This window comes from Bacillus sp. FSL W8-0770 (assembly GCF_038008705.1).
Taxonomy (GTDB): Bacteria; Bacillota; Bacilli; order Bacillales; family Bacillaceae_G; genus Bacillus_A; species Bacillus_A cereus.
On record NZ_JBBOZR010000001.1, the window covers coordinates 1,359,111 to 1,376,849 of the forward strand.

Here is a 17,739-nt window from a genome sequence, read left to right on the forward strand (position 1 = left end):
ATGTTGACGTATGAAACGTGGGAAGAAAATGTTGTTTCATTTTCGGAAGAAGACGAAACAAAAGGCGCGCTATCAGTATTAAAGTGGGCTTATGGAGAGTATAAAGATGAAATTGTCTACGCATGTAGCTTTGGGGTGGAAGGTATGGTATTGCTGCACCTTATAAACCAAGTAAATCCATATGCTAAAGTCGTATTTTTGGATACAAATGTTCATTTTCAAGAAACGTATGAATTAATTCGGAAAGTGCGGGAAAGATTTCCTTCATTGAATATTATAGAAAAACAGCCAGAACTTACACTTGATGAACAGACGAAGTTGCATGGTGAAAAACTGTGGGAGAGCAATCCGAATCTTTGTTGTAAGATTAGAAAAATTTTACCTTTAGAAAAATCATTAGTAGTGGAAAAAGCATGGATATCAGGCTTAAGAAGGGAACAATCAGAAACACGTAAGCATACAAAGTTTATAAATCAAGATCATCGTTTTCAATCTATTAAAGTTTGTCCACTCATTCATTGGACGTGGAAAGAAGTTTGGCGATATGTATACAAACATAGCTTGCCGTATAACCCGTTGCATGATATTGGTTATCCAAGTATTGGGTGTGAGAAATGTACGTTACCTGTTGGGGATGGTGGCGATTCAAGAGATGGTAGATGGGCTGGAAAAGTGAAAACTGAATGTGGTCTTCATTACCAATAAGATGAATCTTGAAATAAAGCTAAGAGAGGATATAGAAAAATGAGCATAGTAAACGAATTAGTAAACCGTATAGATGAGGCATATGACGTATCACAAATTGAAAAAGAAATTAAGTTAGACAATATTGCGTTAAGTGATTTAGAACTATTGGCGACAGGTGGATATAGCCCCCTTACTGGTTTTTTAGGGAAGGAAGATTATGATTCAGTCGTAGAAACGCTTCGTTTAGCAAATGGTAGTGTGTGGAGTATACCAATTACATTACCTGTAACAGAAAAAGTTGCAGAAAGCCTGAAAGTTGGAGAGGAAGTAAAGCTTGTCAACAATGGAAATATATATGGTGTCATTCAAATAGAAGATATTTTTGTACCAGATAAAGAAAAAGAAGCGTTACTTGTATATAAAACAACGGATGGGGCTCATCCAGGAGTGGAAAAATTATATGAACGACCAAACGTTTACGTTGGAGGAACTATTATTCTAACAAAACGCTTTGAAAATAATCAATTTCCTTCTTATCATTTAGACCCAATTGAAACGAGGGAAGAATTTAAAAAACGTGGGTGGAAAACAGTGGTCGGGTTTCAAACGAGAAACCCGGTACATCGTGCCCATGAGTATATCCAAAAGTCTGCTCTTGAAATTGTAGATGGTCTCTTTTTAAATCCACTCGTTGGAGAAACGAAATCGGATGATATTCCTGCTGATGTAAGAATGGAAAGCTATGAAGTACTCCTTCAAAACTATTATCCGAAAAATCGTGTCTTTTTAAGTGTATTTCCTGCTGCAATGCGTTACGCAGGACCAAGGGAAGCGATATTTCATGCGTTAGTAAGAAAGAATTTTGGATGTACCCACTTTATTGTAGGGCGTGATCATGCTGGAGTAGGAGATTATTACGGAACATACGAAGCGCAAGAAATTTTCACGAATTTTACGATAGAAGAGTTAGGAATTACACCACTATTCTTTGAACATAGTTTTTACTGCACGAAATGTGAAGCGATGGCTTCAACGAAAACATGTCCGCACGGAAAAGAAGATCATGTTATTTTATCGGGTACAAAAGTAAGAGAATTATTAAGAAACGGTGAGATTCCGCCGAGTACATTTAGTCGTAAAGAAGTAGTGGAAGTACTAATTAAAGGATTGAAAAAAGCAGTAGTAACAGAATAGGGAGAGAACGAGATGGATACGAATATTACTTGGCATACAGCGTCGGTTTCAAAAGATGAGAGAAGAGCGAAGAATGGACATCACAGTTTTGTAATTTGGTTTACTGGTTTATCAGCTTCGGGTAAATCTACAGTAGCGAATGCGGTCGCTCGTAAACTGTTTGAAAAGAATATTGGAAATTATGTGCTGGATGGGGATAACATTCGTCACGGTTTAAATAAAGACTTAGGATTTTCTGAAAGTGATCGCATGGAAAATATAAGACGTATTGGCGAAGTGGCAAAGTTATTTGTAGATCAAGGAACAGTTGTCCTTACAGCATTTATTTCACCATTTCGAGTAGACCGTAAACAAGTAAGAGATTTATTAGCGGCAGATGAATTTATTGAAATTTTTGTGAAGTGTCCGATTGAAGAGTGTGAGAAACGAGATCCGAAAGGGCTTTATAAAAAGGCAAGAAAAGGTGACATTAAGGATTTCACAGGTATTGATTCGCCTTATGAAGAGCCAGCACAAGCGGAATTAATTGTAGAAACGCACAAATATTCTATTGCAGAATGTGCGGAACAAATCGTGAAGTATTTACAAGAGCGTAGTTTTATATAGGGGGATAAACAATGAGTTATGAAAAAGTATGGGCTAACAATGAAAAATTAAATCAGACGGAGAAAAATAAATTAGAAAAAGATGGCTTAGAAATTTTTAATGATATTCCTTACTATGCGGAAAATGGATTCGAATCTATTCCGAAAGAAGAGTGGGATGCCTTTAAATGGGCAGGATTGTATTTACAACGTCCAAAAGAAGCTGGTTATTTTATGATGCGGGTAAATATTCCGTCAGGGATTATTACAAATGCACAGGCAGAAGTGCTTGCTTCTATCGCTGAAGATTATGGACGTGATGTAATAGATATTACGACGAGACAAGCGATTCAGTTTCACTGGTTAGAAATTCAGCAAATTCCAGATATTTTTAATAGATTAGCAAGAGTTGGGTTATCTTCAGCGGGGGCTTGTGGTGATATAACGCGTAATATTACAGGTAATCCGCTTGCTGGCATTGATGCAAATGAATTATTTGATACAACGCATATTGTAAAAGAAGTATACGATTACTTCCAGCACAATGAAGAGTTTTCTAATTTACCACGTAAATTTAAAATGTCTATTAGTTCTAATATTTATAACTCAGCAAACGCAGAGATTAACTGTGTTGCATTTACACCTGCTACGAAAGAAATAGATGGTGAGAAAAAAGTTGGTTTTCATATAAAAGTAGGTGGAGGATTATCAGCCCGTCCGTATTTAGCTGATGAATTAGATGTATTCGTTTTACCAGAAGAAGTGAAGGCGGTGGCGATTGCGATTGCTACTATATTCCGTGATTTTGGATATCGTGAAAAACGTCATTTAGCTCGGTTGAAATTTCTTGTTGCGGACTGGGGAGCAGAGAAATTTAAAGAGAAACTAATAGAGTATACAGGGCCTTTACAAAGTAAAGGGGAAAGTGCACTCAAAGGATGGAATGCAGGCTATTTTTATGGTGTTCAAGACCAAAAACAAGAGGGATTAAAATATGTAGGTTTTAATGTACCGGTAGGTCGTTTACATGCAGAAGAAATGTTTGAGATTGCAAGAATCGCAAAGCAATATGGAAATGGACAAATTCGTACATGTAACTCGCAAAACTTCATTATTCCGAACGTTCCTCCGGAAAATGTAAAAGGATTACTTAGTGAACCGCTGTTTGAAGCGATATCTGCTAGCCCGAAATCATTTATTGGTCATGCGGTTTCATGTACCGGTATTGAATATTGTAATCTTGCACTAGTAGAAACGAAAGAAAGATTACGAAAAATTGCAGAATACTTAGATACACAAATTGCACTCGATGTTCCAGTTCGAATTCATATGGTAGGCTGCCCGAATTCATGTGGTCAACGTCAAATTGCTGACATTGGGTTACAAGGTGTGAAAATGAAAACGAAGGAAAAAGGCATTGTTGAAGCGTTTGAAATATACGTAGGTGGAACATTATTAGATGGCGGTGCCTACAATCAAAAGTTAAAAGGAAAAATAGATGGCGAGGATCTACCTGATGTACTCGCATCATTTATAAGTTATTTCAAAGAGAATAAATTACCAGCTGAAACATTTTATGATTTTGTAGGTCGTGTTGGTGTAGATACATTACAAATAGCGTTAAATAACGTGTTAGAAGAAGTAATAGCGTCTTAGGAGGGACGATATGGATTTATATCGATTTGAAGCTGTGTTAGTAAATAGTATTGTTCCGATTGTTGTTGTTGCTCAAAGTGAAGAACAGGCATTTAAGCTTGCGGAGATTGAGCTTGAAAAGCATTTTTTACCGTTGCCAGAGGTAAAAGAGATTTCTTTGTTTGAAAAAAAGAAGATTCGAAAAGGTGCGGCATTTGTTATCCATGAGTAGAGATCAGTAATACGAAAAAATAAAAACTTCCATTCTTATATACGAATGGAAGTTTCATTTTAATAGAAGAAATGAGGAGAGATGATGGGAAAGGTTTATATTGTTGGAGCGGGTCCTGGCGATCCAGATTTAATTACTGTTAAAGGGTTGAAATGTATTGAGAAGGCAGATGTTATTTTATACGACCGACTTGTGAATAAAGAGCTGCTTTCACACGCAAAGCCTGACGCGGATTTAATTTATTGCGGAAAACTCCCGAATTATCACACGATGAAGCAAGAGACAATTAACACGTTTCTTATTAAGTATGCGAAAAAAGGAAAAGTTGTAACGAGGCTTAAGGGCGGCGATCCATTTGTGTTTGGTAGAGGGGGAGAAGAAGCTGAAGCATTAGCAAAGCAAGGTGTACCATTTGAAATCATTCCTGGTATTTCAGCTGGAATAGCTGCTCCTGCTTATGCGGGCATTCCAGTGACGCACCGTGATGCAAGTGCAAGTTTTGCTATTGTGACTGGGCATAGGAAAGAAGGTGCTGAAGAAGAAGTGAAATGGGAAAGTTTAGCGAAAGGTGTAGAGACTTTAGCGGTATATATGGGGGTTAGTAATTTGCCCTACATATGTGAGCAACTTATGAAGCATGGAAAAGATAAAAGTACGCCAGCTGCTATTATTGAGCAGGGGACGACGTCTATGCAACGCACAGTTGTTGGAACGTTAGGGACAATTGTAGATGTTGCGAAAAAAGAGCAAATTCAAAATCCGAGCATGATTGTAATTGGAGAAGTTGTCCGTTTTAGAGAAAAAATTCATTGGTTTGAGAAGCAGACAGAAAATGCTTATCAAGTAAGTGGAGTGTTGTAAAATGAAAGCCGTTCTATATATATGTCATGGAAGTCGTTTGAAGACAGCGAAAGAAGAGGCGATTCAATTTATTACATCGTGTATGAGCCGTATAGAAGCGACTATTCAAGAAGTTTGTTTTTTAGAGTTAGCGAATCCTTCTATTGAAGATGGTTTTCGTACATGTGTGAAGCGTGGGGCCACAGAGATTATTGCTATCCCTGTTTTTTTATTAGCGGCAGGTCATGTGAAGAAAGATATTCCGTTTGAATTGGTAAAGCTCAAGAATCAATATCCAAATGTTAAAGTGACTTATGGTAATCCGTTTGGTGTATCAGAAACACTTGTTAAATCGGTGTATAGCGGAAGTGGCATCGAACAGGAAGATAAAAATGAAGTGACGTTACTTCTCGTTGCAAGAGGGAGTAGTGATCCTGAAGTATTAAGAGATATAAACTGGATTGCTTCTTTATTTCAAACAAAAGAGAAGGTTAAAAAAGTAGAAGTTTGTTATTTAGCGGCTGCAGAGCCAAAATTTGAGAAGAAGTTAAAGGAAGTTGTAGAACGAAAAGAAAAGAACATCGTTGTACTGCCTTACTTGTTATTTACAGGTTTACTTATGAAACATATTGAGAAAGAAGTGCGCCAATATGAATTGGAAGAGATAAAAATCAGTCCATATTTAGGGAAGAATGAAGCGTTTCAAGATATGTTAATTCAGAAAACGACGGAGTTATTGAAAGGAGATCAGAATGTATCCACTTACAGTGCGAGTTAATGAGAAACGCGTTGTTGTTATTGGCGGGGGAAAAGTTGCAGGATTTAAAATTATTCCTTTACTCAAACAGGGTGCGGATATAGTTGTGATAAGTCCAGAATTAGATGCGAATTTAGTAAAACTTGTGGAAGAAAAGAAAATTCGTTGGTATCAAAGAGAATATGAAAAAAGTGATATTAAAAGTGCTTTTTTAGTTGTTGCAGCGAGTAGTGATTCAATATTAAATGAACAAGTTGCTGAAGATGCCGCCGAGAATCAATTAGTAAATGTTATTACAAATCCGGAAAGTGGTAATGTTCATTTTCCGGCAGCAATTCATCGTGGTTTACTTAATATAGCAGTTTCTACTGGGGGAGCGAGCCCTAAGCTCGCAAAAAAAATTCGAGATGAGATTGCAAATAAATATGATGAGACATATGAATTGTATTTAGATTTTTTATATGAAGTAAGGGTGAAGTTAAAAGATTTACAGTTAGAAAAGAGAGAGCGAAATATATTGCTCCAAGAAGTGTTGAAATCAGTATATGTGCAAAACGAGGGGAAAAGAGAAAGTTTTTTACGAGAATTAGAGGAAAAGGTTTTAAAATAATAAAAGATAAAGTGAGCTTTACAAATATAAAAATATAATTTATAATCACAAGTAACTTCAATAGATAAAATCGATGAGCAAGAAGAGTACGTATATTTGATGCGTTCAGAGAGCTGGGGTTAGGTGGGAGCCCGGTACGATAAAATATACAGAATGGGCTTGCGAGAGGTATGTTGAACATTGTAGTAGGTAACCCGGGTTCCGCCGTTAAAAGGATAGAGTATCGGAATTATTCCTGTACTTGAACAAGTGGGATTTATCAATCCAATTGAGGTGGTACCACGGTATTTATATTACATATATCGTCCTCTACATGCATATTTGCGTGTAGGGGACTTTTTTATTTTCTAAAGGAGGTGTGCGAGTATGAAATGAAAGTGTATAATTAACAAAAGTTTAAATATTCAGAAAAGGAGAATTTATGATGAAAGAAACACAGCAATGGACGTCGAAAATAGGCTTTGTACTCGCAGCAGCCGGAGCCGCAGTAGGTCTTGGTGCGATATGGAAATTTCCATATGTTGCAGGTAATGGCGGGGGAGGCGCATTCTTCCTTGTATTTTTACTATTAACTTTATTTATAGGTATGCCTCTTTTAATAGCGGAGTTTGTTATTGGACGTAGCACGCAAAAAGAGGCGGTTACAGCTTATAAAGTACTAGTGCCAAATAGCAAAGTATATCCTTGGATTGGTCGTATGGGAGTTGTTACTTGTTTTAGTGTACTATCTTTTTATAGTGTTGTAGGTGGATGGATTTTACTTTATTTATATTATAGTGTGACAGGAAGTTTCTGGAATAGAGCAGCTGATTATGGACAATTGTTCGGTGAAACGATTTCAAATCCGTTAAGTGCGATTGGAGCACAATTTATCTTTATGCTTTGTACAATTTTTGTCGTAAGTAAAGGGGTAGAGAAAGGTATAGAAAAGGCAAGTAAGTACATGATGCCGCTATTATTTATTTTATTTATTGCGATTATTGTTCGTGCGTTAACACTCGATGGTGCTTTTGCTGGAGTAGAGTTCTTCTTAAAGCCAGATTTTTCAAAGCTTACAGCAGATACGATTTTATACGCGATGGGACAATCTTTCTTCTCACTAACAGTAGGTGCCTCAGTAATGGTCACGTATAGTTCGTATTTAAAGAAAGAGGAACATTTAGCGAAATCAGCAACATCTATTGTGAGTTTAACTGTTTTTGTTACAGTACTTGCAGGATTAGCAATTTTCCCAGCGATTTTCGCATTAGGAGTAAAACCAACTGAAGGACCAGGATTACTGTTTATCGTCCTTCCAGCAGTATTTGCAAAAATACCATTTGGTCAATTTTTCTTTATTATGTTTTTAATTTTATTCTTCTTTGCGACTTTAACATCAGCAATTTCAATGCTTGAAATTGTAGTAGCATCTGTTGCGAAAGGTAATGAGAAGAAGCGTCCGTCAGCATCATTATTAATCGGTATTCTTATTTTTGCAGTCGGTATTCCATCAGCTTTATCATTTGGGATTATGAGTGACGTGAAAATATTCGGGAAAACATTCTTTGATTTAGTTGACTTTTCGGTAAGTAACGTATTGCTACCGTTAGGAGTACTAGCTATTTCATTATTTGTACCAAATAAAATGAGTAAAGAGTTATTGATGAAAGAATTAGAAGTGACGGAAACGAAGGGGAAAACGTTATTTAACATTTGGTTCTTCTTACTTCGTTATGTTATTCCGGTAACTGTAATAATTGTATTTTTAAATGCGATAGGTGTATTTAAAATGTTTGCATAAAAAAAGGCGGGGATCTCCCGTCTTTTTTTATGTGGATGTTGATGAGTGTAATAAACGATTATATGCTTTATAGGCTGTAGTGACTGCAAGGAATGAACCGATTAAAAATAATACTGAGCCGCCAAATGTAAATATCCGGCCAATATACGTCTCTCTAGCTTCTTCTATTTTTTGTTGTAATTGCGTATTCATATTGATCACCCCGTAAACTATAGGCATTTAGTTATAGTCTATGTAGAATGCCTATATTGTGTGAAGTGTAAATAAAAAACCTCGGTAGGCACCGAGTTTTTTTATAATCCGATATAAGGAGATGGGTCAACTGCGTTTGTCTTGCCGACATTCCATTCTCCAAGATGAAGTTCGAAGTGTAAATGTTGTCCGTATGATTGGCCCGTGTTCCCCATAAATCCAAGCTGATCGCCTTGTTTTACAGTTTGTCCATTCGATACAGAACGGCTATTCATATGAGCATATACTGTCGTATATGTTTTTCCGTTTATACGGTGAGATAAATACACTACGTTTCCGTAACTAGATGATAATTCTGAACGAATAACAACGCCATCTGCAGCGGCGATAATTGGAACCGTTCCCGAAGCAGCGATGTCAATTCCTTTATGGTTATCTAAAGAACGTACACCAAATCCGGAAGTTTTTGATCCAGCTGCTGGTTTGATAAAGCCACCGATGTTTGTATCATGTGGTGTTGGAGCTGCTTGAGTTGCTTGAGCAGATTTAGTAGCTTGTTGTTTGCGGGCCTCTTCTGCCTGGCGGGCTTCTTCCGCTTTACGAGCTTCTTCGGCCCGTTTTTCTTCTTCAATTGCTTTTTGCACAGCTTGACGTTGATTTTCTAAAATGCCTTTGGATTCTTCTAATCCTTCAATCTCTGAATCTACTTTTGCTACTTTCGTATGTAGATCGTTAATAAGAGTTTGTTGCTGTTGTTGGTTATTTTGTAATTCTTGCTGTTTTTGTTCTAGTTTTTGCTCAGATTCTTTCAGTTGTTGTTCTTTTTTCTCAACAGCCTCTTTTTCTGTAGTTACAGCATTTTGATCAGATGTTTGTTTTTTTACAATATCTGTATCGTTGTTTAATATTAAACTTACGGAGTACATATTATCAACAAGATCGGCAATATTTGAAGAATTTGTTAGTACCTCTGTAATGATATTTGTACGAGGTTTTTCTTGCATAGATTGTAATCGTTGTTTAATAACTTCCTGACGTGTATCTATGTTTGTTTGTAATTGTTCTATATGTTTCTTTTTGTCAGCAATTACTTGTTGAGTTTTGCTAATTTCTTTTTTTGTATCGTTTAATTCAGCTTCGTTTTTATTAATAGAAGTAGTTAATTCATCAATTTTCTTCTGTAATTCTTGAATTTCTTTTTCTATTTGTTCTTTCTCGACTGATTTATTTTGTAAGTCACTTTGTTTGCCTTCTAATTCAGATTGAATGTTAGATAATTTATCTTGATTTGTTTCAGCGTATACGGGTGAAAGTAACGGGGAAGCAAAAATCGTTCCTGCTGCTAAAACACTAAACGCTGCAAATTTCTTTTTCATAGTTGTCTGACTCCTTTCTCTATGAATGTTATATATCATAAGAAGAAGAGTGTCTATCGTTGTAATCATAATGTAAAGAAAACTTTATAAAATTGCTAAGTTTTGTCGGAATTTATCATTTTTCAACTGTAATTGTCATAGTACATACATTTTATTCATATGTGTAACAAAGGTATATTTTGGAATTAATCTGTAAAATGAAGAAGGAAAGTAATCGTTTTTATGAGGTGAAATATTACTTGGAAAGCTAATAAAACACTAGTGAGGAATCGTTCTCATGTTAGGTTTTCTGACATGGGTCTGCTTTTTGTCAAGAAAATTATTTGTGTTCGGGCAAAGTTATTTTGTTGTCAGATTTAAATTTTTGATTTATGATTTTTAACAGGGACAAAATGTAGTGAATTGTCGAATAATATGTAATACTCTTAATTTCTTAGTTTTATAGAGATAGAATGAGAGATAGAGTGACACATCGAAGAGGGGGTTACAACAAATATGAAAAGAATAGGACTTGCATGGCAAATATTAATAGGGCTTGCGCTTGGTATTGCGGTTGGGGCGATTTTCTTTGATAATCCAGCTGTTGTGAAGTACTTACAACCAATTGGTGATATTTTCATCCGATTAATTAAAATGATCGTTGTACCGATTGTTGTAGCAAGTATTGTTGTTGGGGTTGCTGGTGTTGGCGATGTTAAAAAACTAGGTCGACTAGGCGGAAAAACAATTCTTTACTTTGAAATTATTACAACAATTGCAATTATTGTTGGTCTATTAATAGCGAATATTTTCCAACCAGGAAAAGGCGTAAATATGGAGCAGTTAACAAAGACAGATATTTCGAAATATACACATACGACAGAGCAAGTACAAAGTCATTCATTTGCAGATACGTTTGTAAATATTGTTCCAACGAACATTATGAAGTCATTGGCTGACGGAGATATGCTTGCTATTATCTTCTTCTCTGTACTATTTGGTTTAGGTGTAGCAGCAATTGGTGAAAGAGGAAGACCAGTTCTTCAATTTTTCCAAGGTGTAGCTGACGCAATGTTTTACGTAACAAACCAAGTTATGAAATTTGCACCATTTGGTGTGTTTGCACTAATTGGTGTTACAGTTTCTACATTTGGTCTTGCTTCATTAATTCCATTAGGGAAATTACTAATTGTCGTATATGGGGCAATGATCTTCTTCGTCGTAGTTGTCTTAGGACTTACAGCGAAAATATTTGGAATCAACATTTTCCAATTCTTTAAGATTTTAAAAGACGAGCTGATCTTAGCGTATTCTACAGCAAGCTCAGAAACAGTTTTACCAAAAATCATGGAGAAAATGGAGAAATTCGGTTGTCCGAAAGCAATTACATCTTTCGTTATTCCGACAGGTTATTCATTTAACTTAGATGGATCAACTTTATATCAAGCAATTGCGGCTATTTTCTTAGCGCAAATGTACGGTATTGATTTATCTATTACACAACAAATTACATTATTGCTTGTATTAATGGTTACATCAAAAGGTATCGCAGGTGTACCGGGCGTATCATTCGTTGTATTATTAGCGACACTTGGTACAGTAGGTATTCCACCTGAAGGCTTAGCGTTCATTGCTGGTATTGACCGTATTTTAGATATGGCTCGTACAGCAGTTAACGTTGTAGGAAACTCTTTAGCAGCTGTAGTTATGTCTAAGTGGGAAGGTCAATATGACGCTGAAAAAGGACAAGCTTATTTAAAAGAGATTTCTGAAAAGGGTCAAGCGGCTTAATTATAATATGAACAAGCTCTCACATAATATGTGGGAGCTTTTCTGTATATAGAAGAGGAGCAGACATAATGAAACGAAAATATGGTGACGGTTCTTCGTGGAAGAGACTAATAGAAAAGAGTTATACGGTTAAGCAAGTGGAAGAGGGAATGCTCGGAATACTGGATATAAAAAAGGTGAGAGAGCCTAGTTGTAAAGAATATGATGGTGAAGAACTTTGTATTGCAGCGGATCAGTATACGTGGATTCAATATTTCATAGACGGGAAAAACTTTGCGATTACCGCTATGTTAGATGATCAGAAAAAATTAGTGCAATATTATATAGATGTGGCGAAAGAATATAAAATAGACGATCGTGGTTTACCGTATTTTGATGATTTATATTTAGATGTAGTATTATTACCTAGCGGTAAGGTGTATGTATTAGATGAAGAGGAGCTAGAGTATGCTTATAAAAGTGGCGATGTCACGAAGGAAGAGTATGAGTTGGCTTGGTGTACTACGAAATGGATATTAGCAACAATAAATAATAGTAAATTTTATTGGATTTCAATATTGAAAGAAGAAATAGAAAAGTTGAAATGATTGTTGTATTCAAATTTTTGTATAATTACCAAAAAAATCTATACAAAAAATAATTGACTTTTGTTTTGTAAGCGAGTAAAGTTAGGGAAGAAATTATTATTAAAAAATAAATATGAAACCTTCTTATAAAGAGAGGCGGAGGGACTGGCCCTACGATGCCTCGGCAGCGGACTCGATTTCAGAGTGCTGTGCCAAATCCAGCAAGCGTGTGCTTGAAAGATGAGAAGAGTGTTTCTTATAGATGTATAAGACCTCTTCTCATCGGAAGAGGTCTTTTGTTATTCATTAGAAAAAGGTTGAAACTAGGGAGAGATGGTACTTTGAAAGAAACGAGAGAAAATGGTTTAGCTTTATTACCACTTGGGATATTTTTGGCGCTATTTATTGGTTCTGGAATTATTACAGGTGATTTCTATAAATTGCCGATACTTGTAGCGATTTCAATTGCTGTAGGAGTCGCTTTAGTGATGAATCGTAAAGAAAGTTTTAATGTGAAAGTAGAGCGGTTCGCTAAAGGAGCAGGAAATCCGGATATTATGATTATGGTATTAATTTTTGTGCTTGCAGGTGCATTTTCTGAAACTGCTAAAGGAATGGGCGGAGTAGACTCAACTGTTAATTTAGCGTTAACTATTTTACCGCCAGGATTTATCGTAGCTGGAATCTTTGTTATTGGTGCATTTATTTCATTAGCGATGGGAACTTCAATGGGAACAATTGCAGCATTAGCGCCGATTGCTGTAGGTATTAGTGGTCAAACTGATATCTCAATTGCGCTTGCAATGGCTACTGTTGTTGGCGGAGCGATGTTTGGTGATAATTTATCATTTATTTCAGATACAACAATTGCAGCTGTTCGTTCACAAGGAACAGAAATGAAAGATAAGTTTAAAACGAACTTTTTAATTGTGTTACCAGCGGCTATTATTACAATTGTACTATTAGTAATAGTTACTTCAGGAAGTGACACGCACATTAAAGCACATAACTTTGATTGGATAAAGATTTTACCGTACGCAGGAGTACTTATTACAGCGCTACTTGGCTGGAATGTACTTATTGTATTAACTGGTGGAACTGTACTATCTGGTGTTATCGGTCTTATAGATGGAAGTTACACGTTAGAAAGTTTCTTTAAAAGTGTAACGACTGGAATGGGCGGTATGATGGAGTTAGTATTACTTGCTATATTAATTGGCGGTATGGTTGAATTAATCCAATATAATGGTGGTATTCAATATTTAATGAATGTATTAACACGTAATATTCGTTCGAAAAAAGGAGCGGAATTTGGTATTGCTGGTTTAGTGAGTATGACGAATATGTGTACAGCGAATAATACGATTTCAATTATCTTTACAGGCCCGCTTGCAAAAAATATTGCAGATCAATATGAAATAGACCCTCGTAAATCAGCGAGTGTATTAGATCTTTTCTCATGTTGTGTGCAAGGATTAATTCCGTACGGTGCCCAAATGTTAACGGCAGCAGGATTTGCAGCGTTATCTCCGGTTGAATTGTTGCCATATGCATTTTATCCAATCTTAGTTGGAGTATGTGGGATTGCTTCTATTTTAATTGGGTTTCCAAGGTTTTCGAAAGTAGCTGAGAAAAAAGAGTATCATAAAACAGCTTAATTTAATATGAATGTTAGTAATTAAAAAACGTGCAGAGGATAGACTCTGCACGTTTTTTTGCGTAAAGGGCTGAATATGACTCGGTCTTAAGTCTGAGTTAAAAACGGTTCTTAAGCTCGTTATGGAAAGATGAAAAAATAGTTAAGATAAGAGTATCAAATCGAAGGGAGGCAAGCACAAGATGAAACAATTTCTAGCGTTTATCGCAGCCGGTATTTTGGCTTTAATTGCTCTTGGTAGTCTTGCTGGTATTGTAGGATTTGCAATCGGAGCAGGAGTTGTATATTGGAGCTATAAATCATTTGTGCGAGCTAAATCATTTTTTGGAAAGTTAGCTTGGGGGATTGTTGGTTTAATCGGTTTATCCATTGCACTTTCTCATTCGCCAGCATTAATCGGTATCGCTGCTTTAGTGGTTTTATACTACGGATACCGTGAGTGGAAAAAAGAAAAAGATGTAGTTGTTGAATCTGCTCCAGAAAGTTCTAAACCATATAGCAACTTTGAAGATGAGTGGAACAAATTAATGAAAAACTAAAACAATAAATCAAATTATAAAAAAAGTAGAAGAGAGGAAGATTTATAATGAAACAATCTTTATTCGGACGTGTACGCGATGCAATTTTAGCTGATTTTCATAACGTGTTAGATGAGAAGGAAAGAAAAAATCCAATTGCGATGTTAAACCAATATTTACGTGATAGTGAGCGTGAAATAACAAAAATTGAGAAGTTAATTGAGCGTCATAAAACATTAAAATCTAACTTTGCTCGTGAGCTTGAGCAAGCACGTTATTTCGTTAATAAAAGATCAAAGCAAGCTATCATTGCTCAAGAAGCAGGCGAATTGCAATTGCACGAACGTGCGTTAGAAGAGGTAGCTTATTATGAAGGTCAAGTAACTCGATTAGAAGAAATGTATGCAGGTGTTGTAGAGCAAATTGATGAGTTAGAGCGTCGTCTTTCTGAAATGAAAAATAAATTAAAAGAAATGCACGCAAAGCGTATGGAACTAATGGCACGTGAAAATATGGCACATGCAAATCGTCGTATGAATACTGCGATGCATAAAATGGATGAAAATAATCCGTTCTTACGATTTGAAGAAATTGAAGATCACATTCGTGACTTAGAAACTCGTATGAATGAAGAGCATGAGCGTGATACATTTGATATGAAAATTGCAAAACTTGAGCGTGAAATGAAAGAAAAGAATGATGTATCGTTAACGAAAGAGTTAACAAAATAATAGTAGTATATTATAAAACAGGCTTATGATATAGTGATAGGAGAAAAGGTGTTGGAAAGCAATGCCTTTTCTTCTATGTATATGTGACAAGAAGGGGGGAGCTGAAATGAAGAAACATTTTTCAAAGACACAATTAATGGGGATGCTCCTCATCATATTTGGATTCGGTCTTTTTCTTGATATGATACTTGGACATTTTGAACCAGGTGGTCTCATTTTTGCATTTATTATGCTTATGTTTGGAAGGCATTATCGTAAAAAGAATCGTTATGTACGGGGAAATGTATTTTTATTTGTTGGTGGTATCGTATTTTTATTTTTCTTATTTTCATCAGCAGCATTTGTTCTTGTCGTATTTGCTTGTTTAGCTTTAATTGGTTATCAATTGATTCAACAAGGGCATCAGCAAAAAGCAATGAAGGTTGAAATTAAAGAAAAAGGGATTATAGACGAAGAGAAGCAAATATATCGTACAGAAACATATTTGAAAAATATGTTTGTAGGCAATGTGCGAATGATGGATCATATTTATGAACTTGAGGATATTAATGTTCAATATGGTGCTTGTGATGTGGAAATAGATTTAACAACTGCTATGATTCCAGAAGGGGAAACGGTAATTGTTATTCGGGGTGTCGTTGGTAATATTCGTTTATATGTGCCGTATGATATTGAACTTTCTTTAAATCATTCTGTTATTGTCGGACGTGTGCTCTTGCCAGGTCATGAAGAGACAGGGTTTAACCGCAATGTTACATTTAGAACAGAGCAGTATAAAGAGGCTCCTCGACGTATTAAAATTATTTCTTCGCTTGTCGTAGGCGACACGGAAGTGAGGAAAGTATAATGAAGAAACAAAAAAATATTTCGTGGATGTATATTCGTTATTCTATGTTGTCCTCTGTTAGTATCGCACTCATTTGTACAATTGTATATGTATGGAAAAGCGAGCAACAAGTGTATGATTTATTATGGAAGGAATCCATCGCTTCTGTTCCAATTGGCTTGTTTATTATGACTACAAGTTTACTTATCGGGGGAATTGTAGGATATGCAATCGGTTATTATATAGAGCAGCGTATACAAGGATTAAATACTTTTCTATTTGAAGTAGAGCGAGGGAATTTTCCGAGCGATGTTTCGTTTACTGCAGATGATGAATTTCATGAAGTGGAACGAAAAGTAATCGTTCTGGCTCGTCGATTAGAGGAGCAAGCTGGACTCTTTCAAAAAGTAACGAATGAACGAGCTCATTGGAATGAAGAGATGAGACAAGAAGCGATTTCTCAAGAAAGGCATCGTTTAGCAAGGGAGTTGCATGATTCAGTAAGTCAGCAGCTTTTCGCAATGTCGATGATGATGTCAGCGATTAATGAACAAATAACTGAATTTCCAGATGTGACAAAAAAACAATTGCAACTTGTTGAAAATATGGTTGTAAATGCTCAATCAGAAATGAGAGCATTGCTCCTTCATTTACGTCCTGTACAATTGGAAGGTAAGAAACTGACAGAAGGTATAGAGGAATTATTAACGGAATTATCGCGAAAACAACATATGAAAATTGAATGGCTTATTGAGCCAATAGAATTAAAAAAAGGTGTAGAAGATCATTTATTCCGTATTGTGCAAGAAGCGCTATCAAACACGTTGCGACACGCGAAGGCAAAGAAAACAGAAGTGCGCCTTCGAAAAATTGATCAATATGCGATTTTAAAAATCATTGATGACGGCGTTGGGTTTGAAGTAGGGGTTAATAAGGCTGGTTCATATGGCCTAAGATCGATGCAAGAGCGTGTTCATGAAATTGGTGGGACACTTAAGGTACTTAGTTTCCCGGCCAAAGGTACACAAATAGAAGTAAAAGTACCGATTATGATTGAGAGAGGGGGAGAAGTATGATAAAAGTATTGCTTGTCGATGATCATGAAATGGTTCGTATGGGTGTATCGGCATATTTATCGACACAGCCAGATATTGAAGTAGTAGGGGAAGCTGAGAATGGAAGAAAAGGATCAGAATTAGCATTGCAATTAAGGCCGGATATTATTTTAATGGACCTTGTTATGGATGAGATGGATGGTGTCGAAGCAACACGTGCTATTATTCAAGAATGGCCAGAAGCAAAAATTGTAGTTGTAACAAGCTTTTTAGATGACGAAAAATTGTATCCTGTTATTGAGGCTGGGGCGACCAGTTACTTATTAAAAACATCAAGAGCAAGTGATATTGCTGATGCTGTACGAGCTACTTATGATGGAGAAACAGTATTAGAGCCGAAAGTTACCGGGAAAATGATGTCCCGTATGCGTCAAAAGAAAGAGCAACCTTTGCATGATGATTTAACGGAAAGAGAGTTTGAGATTTTGTTATTAATCGCAGAGGGAAAAAGTAATCAAGAGATTGCGGACGAGTTATTTATTGCACTGAAAACGGTAAAGACACATGTGAGTAATATATTAAATAAATTGAATGTAAGTGACCGTACTCAGGCGGTTATTTATGCATTTAGGCATCAATTAACGAAGTGATAAAGTGAAACTTTAATCAGTGGGGAGGTTGTTCCTCCCCCACTGATTATCAGCCCTCACCAATCGGGCTTTTACGGGC

Annotated in this window: 19 protein-coding genes, 1 riboswitch and 1 other annotated feature; of the genes, 17 read left to right on the top strand and 2 right to left on the bottom strand. The window is 36.1% G+C overall.

Features of this window, described 5'->3' with window-relative positions:
* From NST27_RS07145 to NST27_RS07185, 9 genes are all read left to right on the top strand, one after another.
* Positions 1-705: a phosphoadenylyl-sulfate reductase gene (locus tag NST27_RS07145; protein ID WP_000959011.1), complete on the top strand. Its 705-nt coding sequence runs from the start codon at positions 1-3 to the stop codon at positions 703-705.
* 39 nt (positions 706-744) lie between these two features.
* On the top strand, positions 745-1,881 hold the full coding sequence (gene sat, locus NST27_RS07150) for a sulfate adenylyltransferase (protein ID WP_000029484.1): 1,137 nt from the start codon (positions 745-747) through the stop codon (positions 1,879-1,881).
* Between the two features lie 12 nt (positions 1,882-1,893).
* Entirely contained in the window at positions 1,894-2,487 is a 594-nt protein-coding gene (cysC, locus tag NST27_RS07155; RefSeq protein ID WP_000380492.1) for an adenylyl-sulfate kinase, read from the top strand.
* A gap of 11 nt (positions 2,488-2,498) precedes the next feature.
* The gene (locus NST27_RS07160) at positions 2,499-4,121 is read left to right on the top strand and encodes a nitrite/sulfite reductase (protein ID WP_000119614.1); all 1,623 of its coding nucleotides are present in this window, start codon (positions 2,499-2,501) and stop codon (positions 4,119-4,121) included.
* Between the two features lie 10 nt (positions 4,122-4,131).
* Positions 4,132-4,332, top strand: a complete 201-nt coding sequence (locus tag NST27_RS07165) for a DUF3906 family protein (protein ID WP_000366913.1) — start codon at positions 4,132-4,134, stop codon at positions 4,330-4,332.
* Between the two features lie 84 nt (positions 4,333-4,416).
* Positions 4,417-5,193: a uroporphyrinogen-III C-methyltransferase gene (gene cobA, locus NST27_RS07170; protein WP_000521255.1), complete on the top strand. Its 777-nt coding sequence runs from the start codon at positions 4,417-4,419 to the stop codon at positions 5,191-5,193.
* Position 5,194: 1 nt separating this feature from the next.
* Positions 5,195-5,950: a sirohydrochlorin chelatase gene (locus tag NST27_RS07175; RefSeq protein WP_000648891.1), complete on the top strand. Its 756-nt coding sequence runs from the start codon at positions 5,195-5,197 to the stop codon at positions 5,948-5,950.
* Positions 5,925-6,539, top strand: coding sequence for an NAD(P)-binding protein (locus NST27_RS07180; protein WP_000283358.1), 615 nt, complete (start codon positions 5,925-5,927; stop codon positions 6,537-6,539). Before NST27_RS07175 ends, NST27_RS07180 begins: the two co-directional genes overlap by 26 nt.
* A 64-nt stretch (positions 6,540-6,603) precedes the next feature.
* Positions 6,604-6,852: a binding site (T-box leader), on the top strand.
* A 111-nt stretch (positions 6,853-6,963) separates the two neighbouring features.
* Positions 6,964-8,319, top strand: coding sequence for a sodium-dependent transporter (locus tag NST27_RS07185; protein WP_000665441.1), 1,356 nt, complete (start codon positions 6,964-6,966; stop codon positions 8,317-8,319).
* 27 nt (positions 8,320-8,346) lie between these two features.
* On the opposite strand, the gene NST27_RS07190 is transcribed toward NST27_RS07185, so the two are convergent.
* Together NST27_RS07190 and NST27_RS07195 are read right to left on the bottom strand one after the other, a co-directional pair.
* Positions 8,347-8,511 (bottom strand): hypothetical protein, encoded by a 165-nt coding sequence (locus NST27_RS07190; RefSeq protein ID WP_001096002.1) that lies wholly within the window; start codon positions 8,509-8,511, stop codon positions 8,347-8,349.
* A gap of 101 nt (positions 8,512-8,612) precedes the next feature.
* Positions 8,613-9,887: a murein hydrolase activator EnvC family protein gene (locus NST27_RS07195; protein WP_000726081.1), complete on the bottom strand. Its 1,275-nt coding sequence runs from the start codon at positions 9,885-9,887 to the stop codon at positions 8,613-8,615.
* Positions 9,888-10,382: 495 nt separating this feature from the next.
* On the opposite strand from NST27_RS07195, the gene gltP reads away from it, so the two are divergent.
* From gltP to NST27_RS07235, 8 genes are all read left to right on the top strand, one after another.
* Positions 10,383-11,657: a glutamate/aspartate:proton symporter GltP gene (gene gltP / locus NST27_RS07200; RefSeq protein WP_000821130.1), complete on the top strand. Its 1,275-nt coding sequence runs from the start codon at positions 10,383-10,385 to the stop codon at positions 11,655-11,657.
* A gap of 68 nt (positions 11,658-11,725) precedes the next feature.
* Positions 11,726-12,244, top strand: coding sequence for a DUF402 domain-containing protein (locus NST27_RS07205; RefSeq protein ID WP_000824663.1), 519 nt, complete (start codon positions 11,726-11,728; stop codon positions 12,242-12,244).
* Between the two features lie 120 nt (positions 12,245-12,364).
* Positions 12,365-12,470: riboswitch (SAM riboswitch) on the top strand.
* 94 nt (positions 12,471-12,564) lie between these two features.
* Entirely contained in the window at positions 12,565-13,881 is a 1,317-nt protein-coding gene (locus tag NST27_RS07210; protein WP_000665464.1) for a Na+/H+ antiporter NhaC family protein, read from the top strand.
* A 181-nt stretch (positions 13,882-14,062) separates the two neighbouring features.
* Positions 14,063-14,419, top strand: coding sequence for a lmo0954 family membrane protein (locus tag NST27_RS07215; RefSeq protein ID WP_000808640.1), 357 nt, complete (start codon positions 14,063-14,065; stop codon positions 14,417-14,419).
* Between the two features lie 47 nt (positions 14,420-14,466).
* Positions 14,467-15,129, top strand: a complete 663-nt coding sequence (locus tag NST27_RS07220; protein WP_000814127.1) for a PspA/IM30 family protein — start codon at positions 14,467-14,469, stop codon at positions 15,127-15,129.
* A 106-nt stretch (positions 15,130-15,235) separates the two neighbouring features.
* Complete coding sequence (gene liaF / locus NST27_RS07225; protein WP_000716095.1) at positions 15,236-15,976, top strand: cell wall-active antibiotics response protein LiaF; 741 nt, start codon at positions 15,236-15,238, stop codon at positions 15,974-15,976.
* Complete coding sequence (locus NST27_RS07230; protein ID WP_000744326.1) at positions 15,976-17,031, top strand: sensor histidine kinase; 1,056 nt, start codon at positions 15,976-15,978, stop codon at positions 17,029-17,031. Before liaF ends, NST27_RS07230 begins: the two co-directional genes overlap by 1 nt.
* Complete coding sequence (locus tag NST27_RS07235; RefSeq protein ID WP_000598707.1) at positions 17,028-17,660, top strand: response regulator; 633 nt, start codon at positions 17,028-17,030, stop codon at positions 17,658-17,660. Before NST27_RS07230 ends, NST27_RS07235 begins: the two co-directional genes overlap by 4 nt.
* The last annotated feature ends 79 nt before the right edge of the window (positions 17,661-17,739 follow it).

Bases quoted from the DNA above. Each gene is read 5' to 3' on its own strand.
- NST27_RS07145 (WP_000959011.1), top strand. From the start codon at position 1: ATGTTGACGTATGAAACGTGGGAAGAAAATGTTGTTTCATTTTCGGAA.
- sat (WP_000029484.1), top strand. From the start codon at position 745: ATGAGCATAGTAAACGAATTAGTAAACCGTATAGATGAGGCATATGAC.
- cysC (WP_000380492.1), top strand. From the start codon at position 1,894: ATGGATACGAATATTACTTGGCATACAGCGTCGGTTTCAAAAGATGAG.
- NST27_RS07160 (WP_000119614.1), top strand. From the start codon at position 2,499: ATGAGTTATGAAAAAGTATGGGCTAACAATGAAAAATTAAATCAGACG.
- NST27_RS07165 (WP_000366913.1), top strand. From the start codon at position 4,132: ATGGATTTATATCGATTTGAAGCTGTGTTAGTAAATAGTATTGTTCCG.
- cobA (WP_000521255.1), top strand. From the start codon at position 4,417: ATGGGAAAGGTTTATATTGTTGGAGCGGGTCCTGGCGATCCAGATTTA.
- NST27_RS07175 (WP_000648891.1), top strand. From the start codon at position 5,195: ATGAAAGCCGTTCTATATATATGTCATGGAAGTCGTTTGAAGACAGCG.
- NST27_RS07180 (WP_000283358.1), top strand. From the start codon at position 5,925: ATGTATCCACTTACAGTGCGAGTTAATGAGAAACGCGTTGTTGTTATT.
- NST27_RS07185 (WP_000665441.1), top strand. From the start codon at position 6,964: ATGAAAGAAACACAGCAATGGACGTCGAAAATAGGCTTTGTACTCGCA.
- NST27_RS07190 (WP_001096002.1), bottom strand. From the start codon at position 8,511: ATGAATACGCAATTACAACAAAAAATAGAAGAAGCTAGAGAGACGTAT.
- NST27_RS07195 (WP_000726081.1), bottom strand. From the start codon at position 9,887: ATGAAAAAGAAATTTGCAGCGTTTAGTGTTTTAGCAGCAGGAACGATT.
- gltP (WP_000821130.1), top strand. From the start codon at position 10,383: ATGAAAAGAATAGGACTTGCATGGCAAATATTAATAGGGCTTGCGCTT.
- NST27_RS07205 (WP_000824663.1), top strand. From the start codon at position 11,726: ATGAAACGAAAATATGGTGACGGTTCTTCGTGGAAGAGACTAATAGAA.
- NST27_RS07215 (WP_000808640.1), top strand. From the start codon at position 14,063: ATGAAACAATTTCTAGCGTTTATCGCAGCCGGTATTTTGGCTTTAATT.
- NST27_RS07220 (WP_000814127.1), top strand. From the start codon at position 14,467: ATGAAACAATCTTTATTCGGACGTGTACGCGATGCAATTTTAGCTGAT.
- liaF (WP_000716095.1), top strand. From the start codon at position 15,236: ATGAAGAAACATTTTTCAAAGACACAATTAATGGGGATGCTCCTCATC.
- NST27_RS07230 (WP_000744326.1), top strand. From the start codon at position 15,976: ATGAAGAAACAAAAAAATATTTCGTGGATGTATATTCGTTATTCTATG.
- NST27_RS07235 (WP_000598707.1), top strand. From the start codon at position 17,028: ATGATAAAAGTATTGCTTGTCGATGATCATGAAATGGTTCGTATGGGT.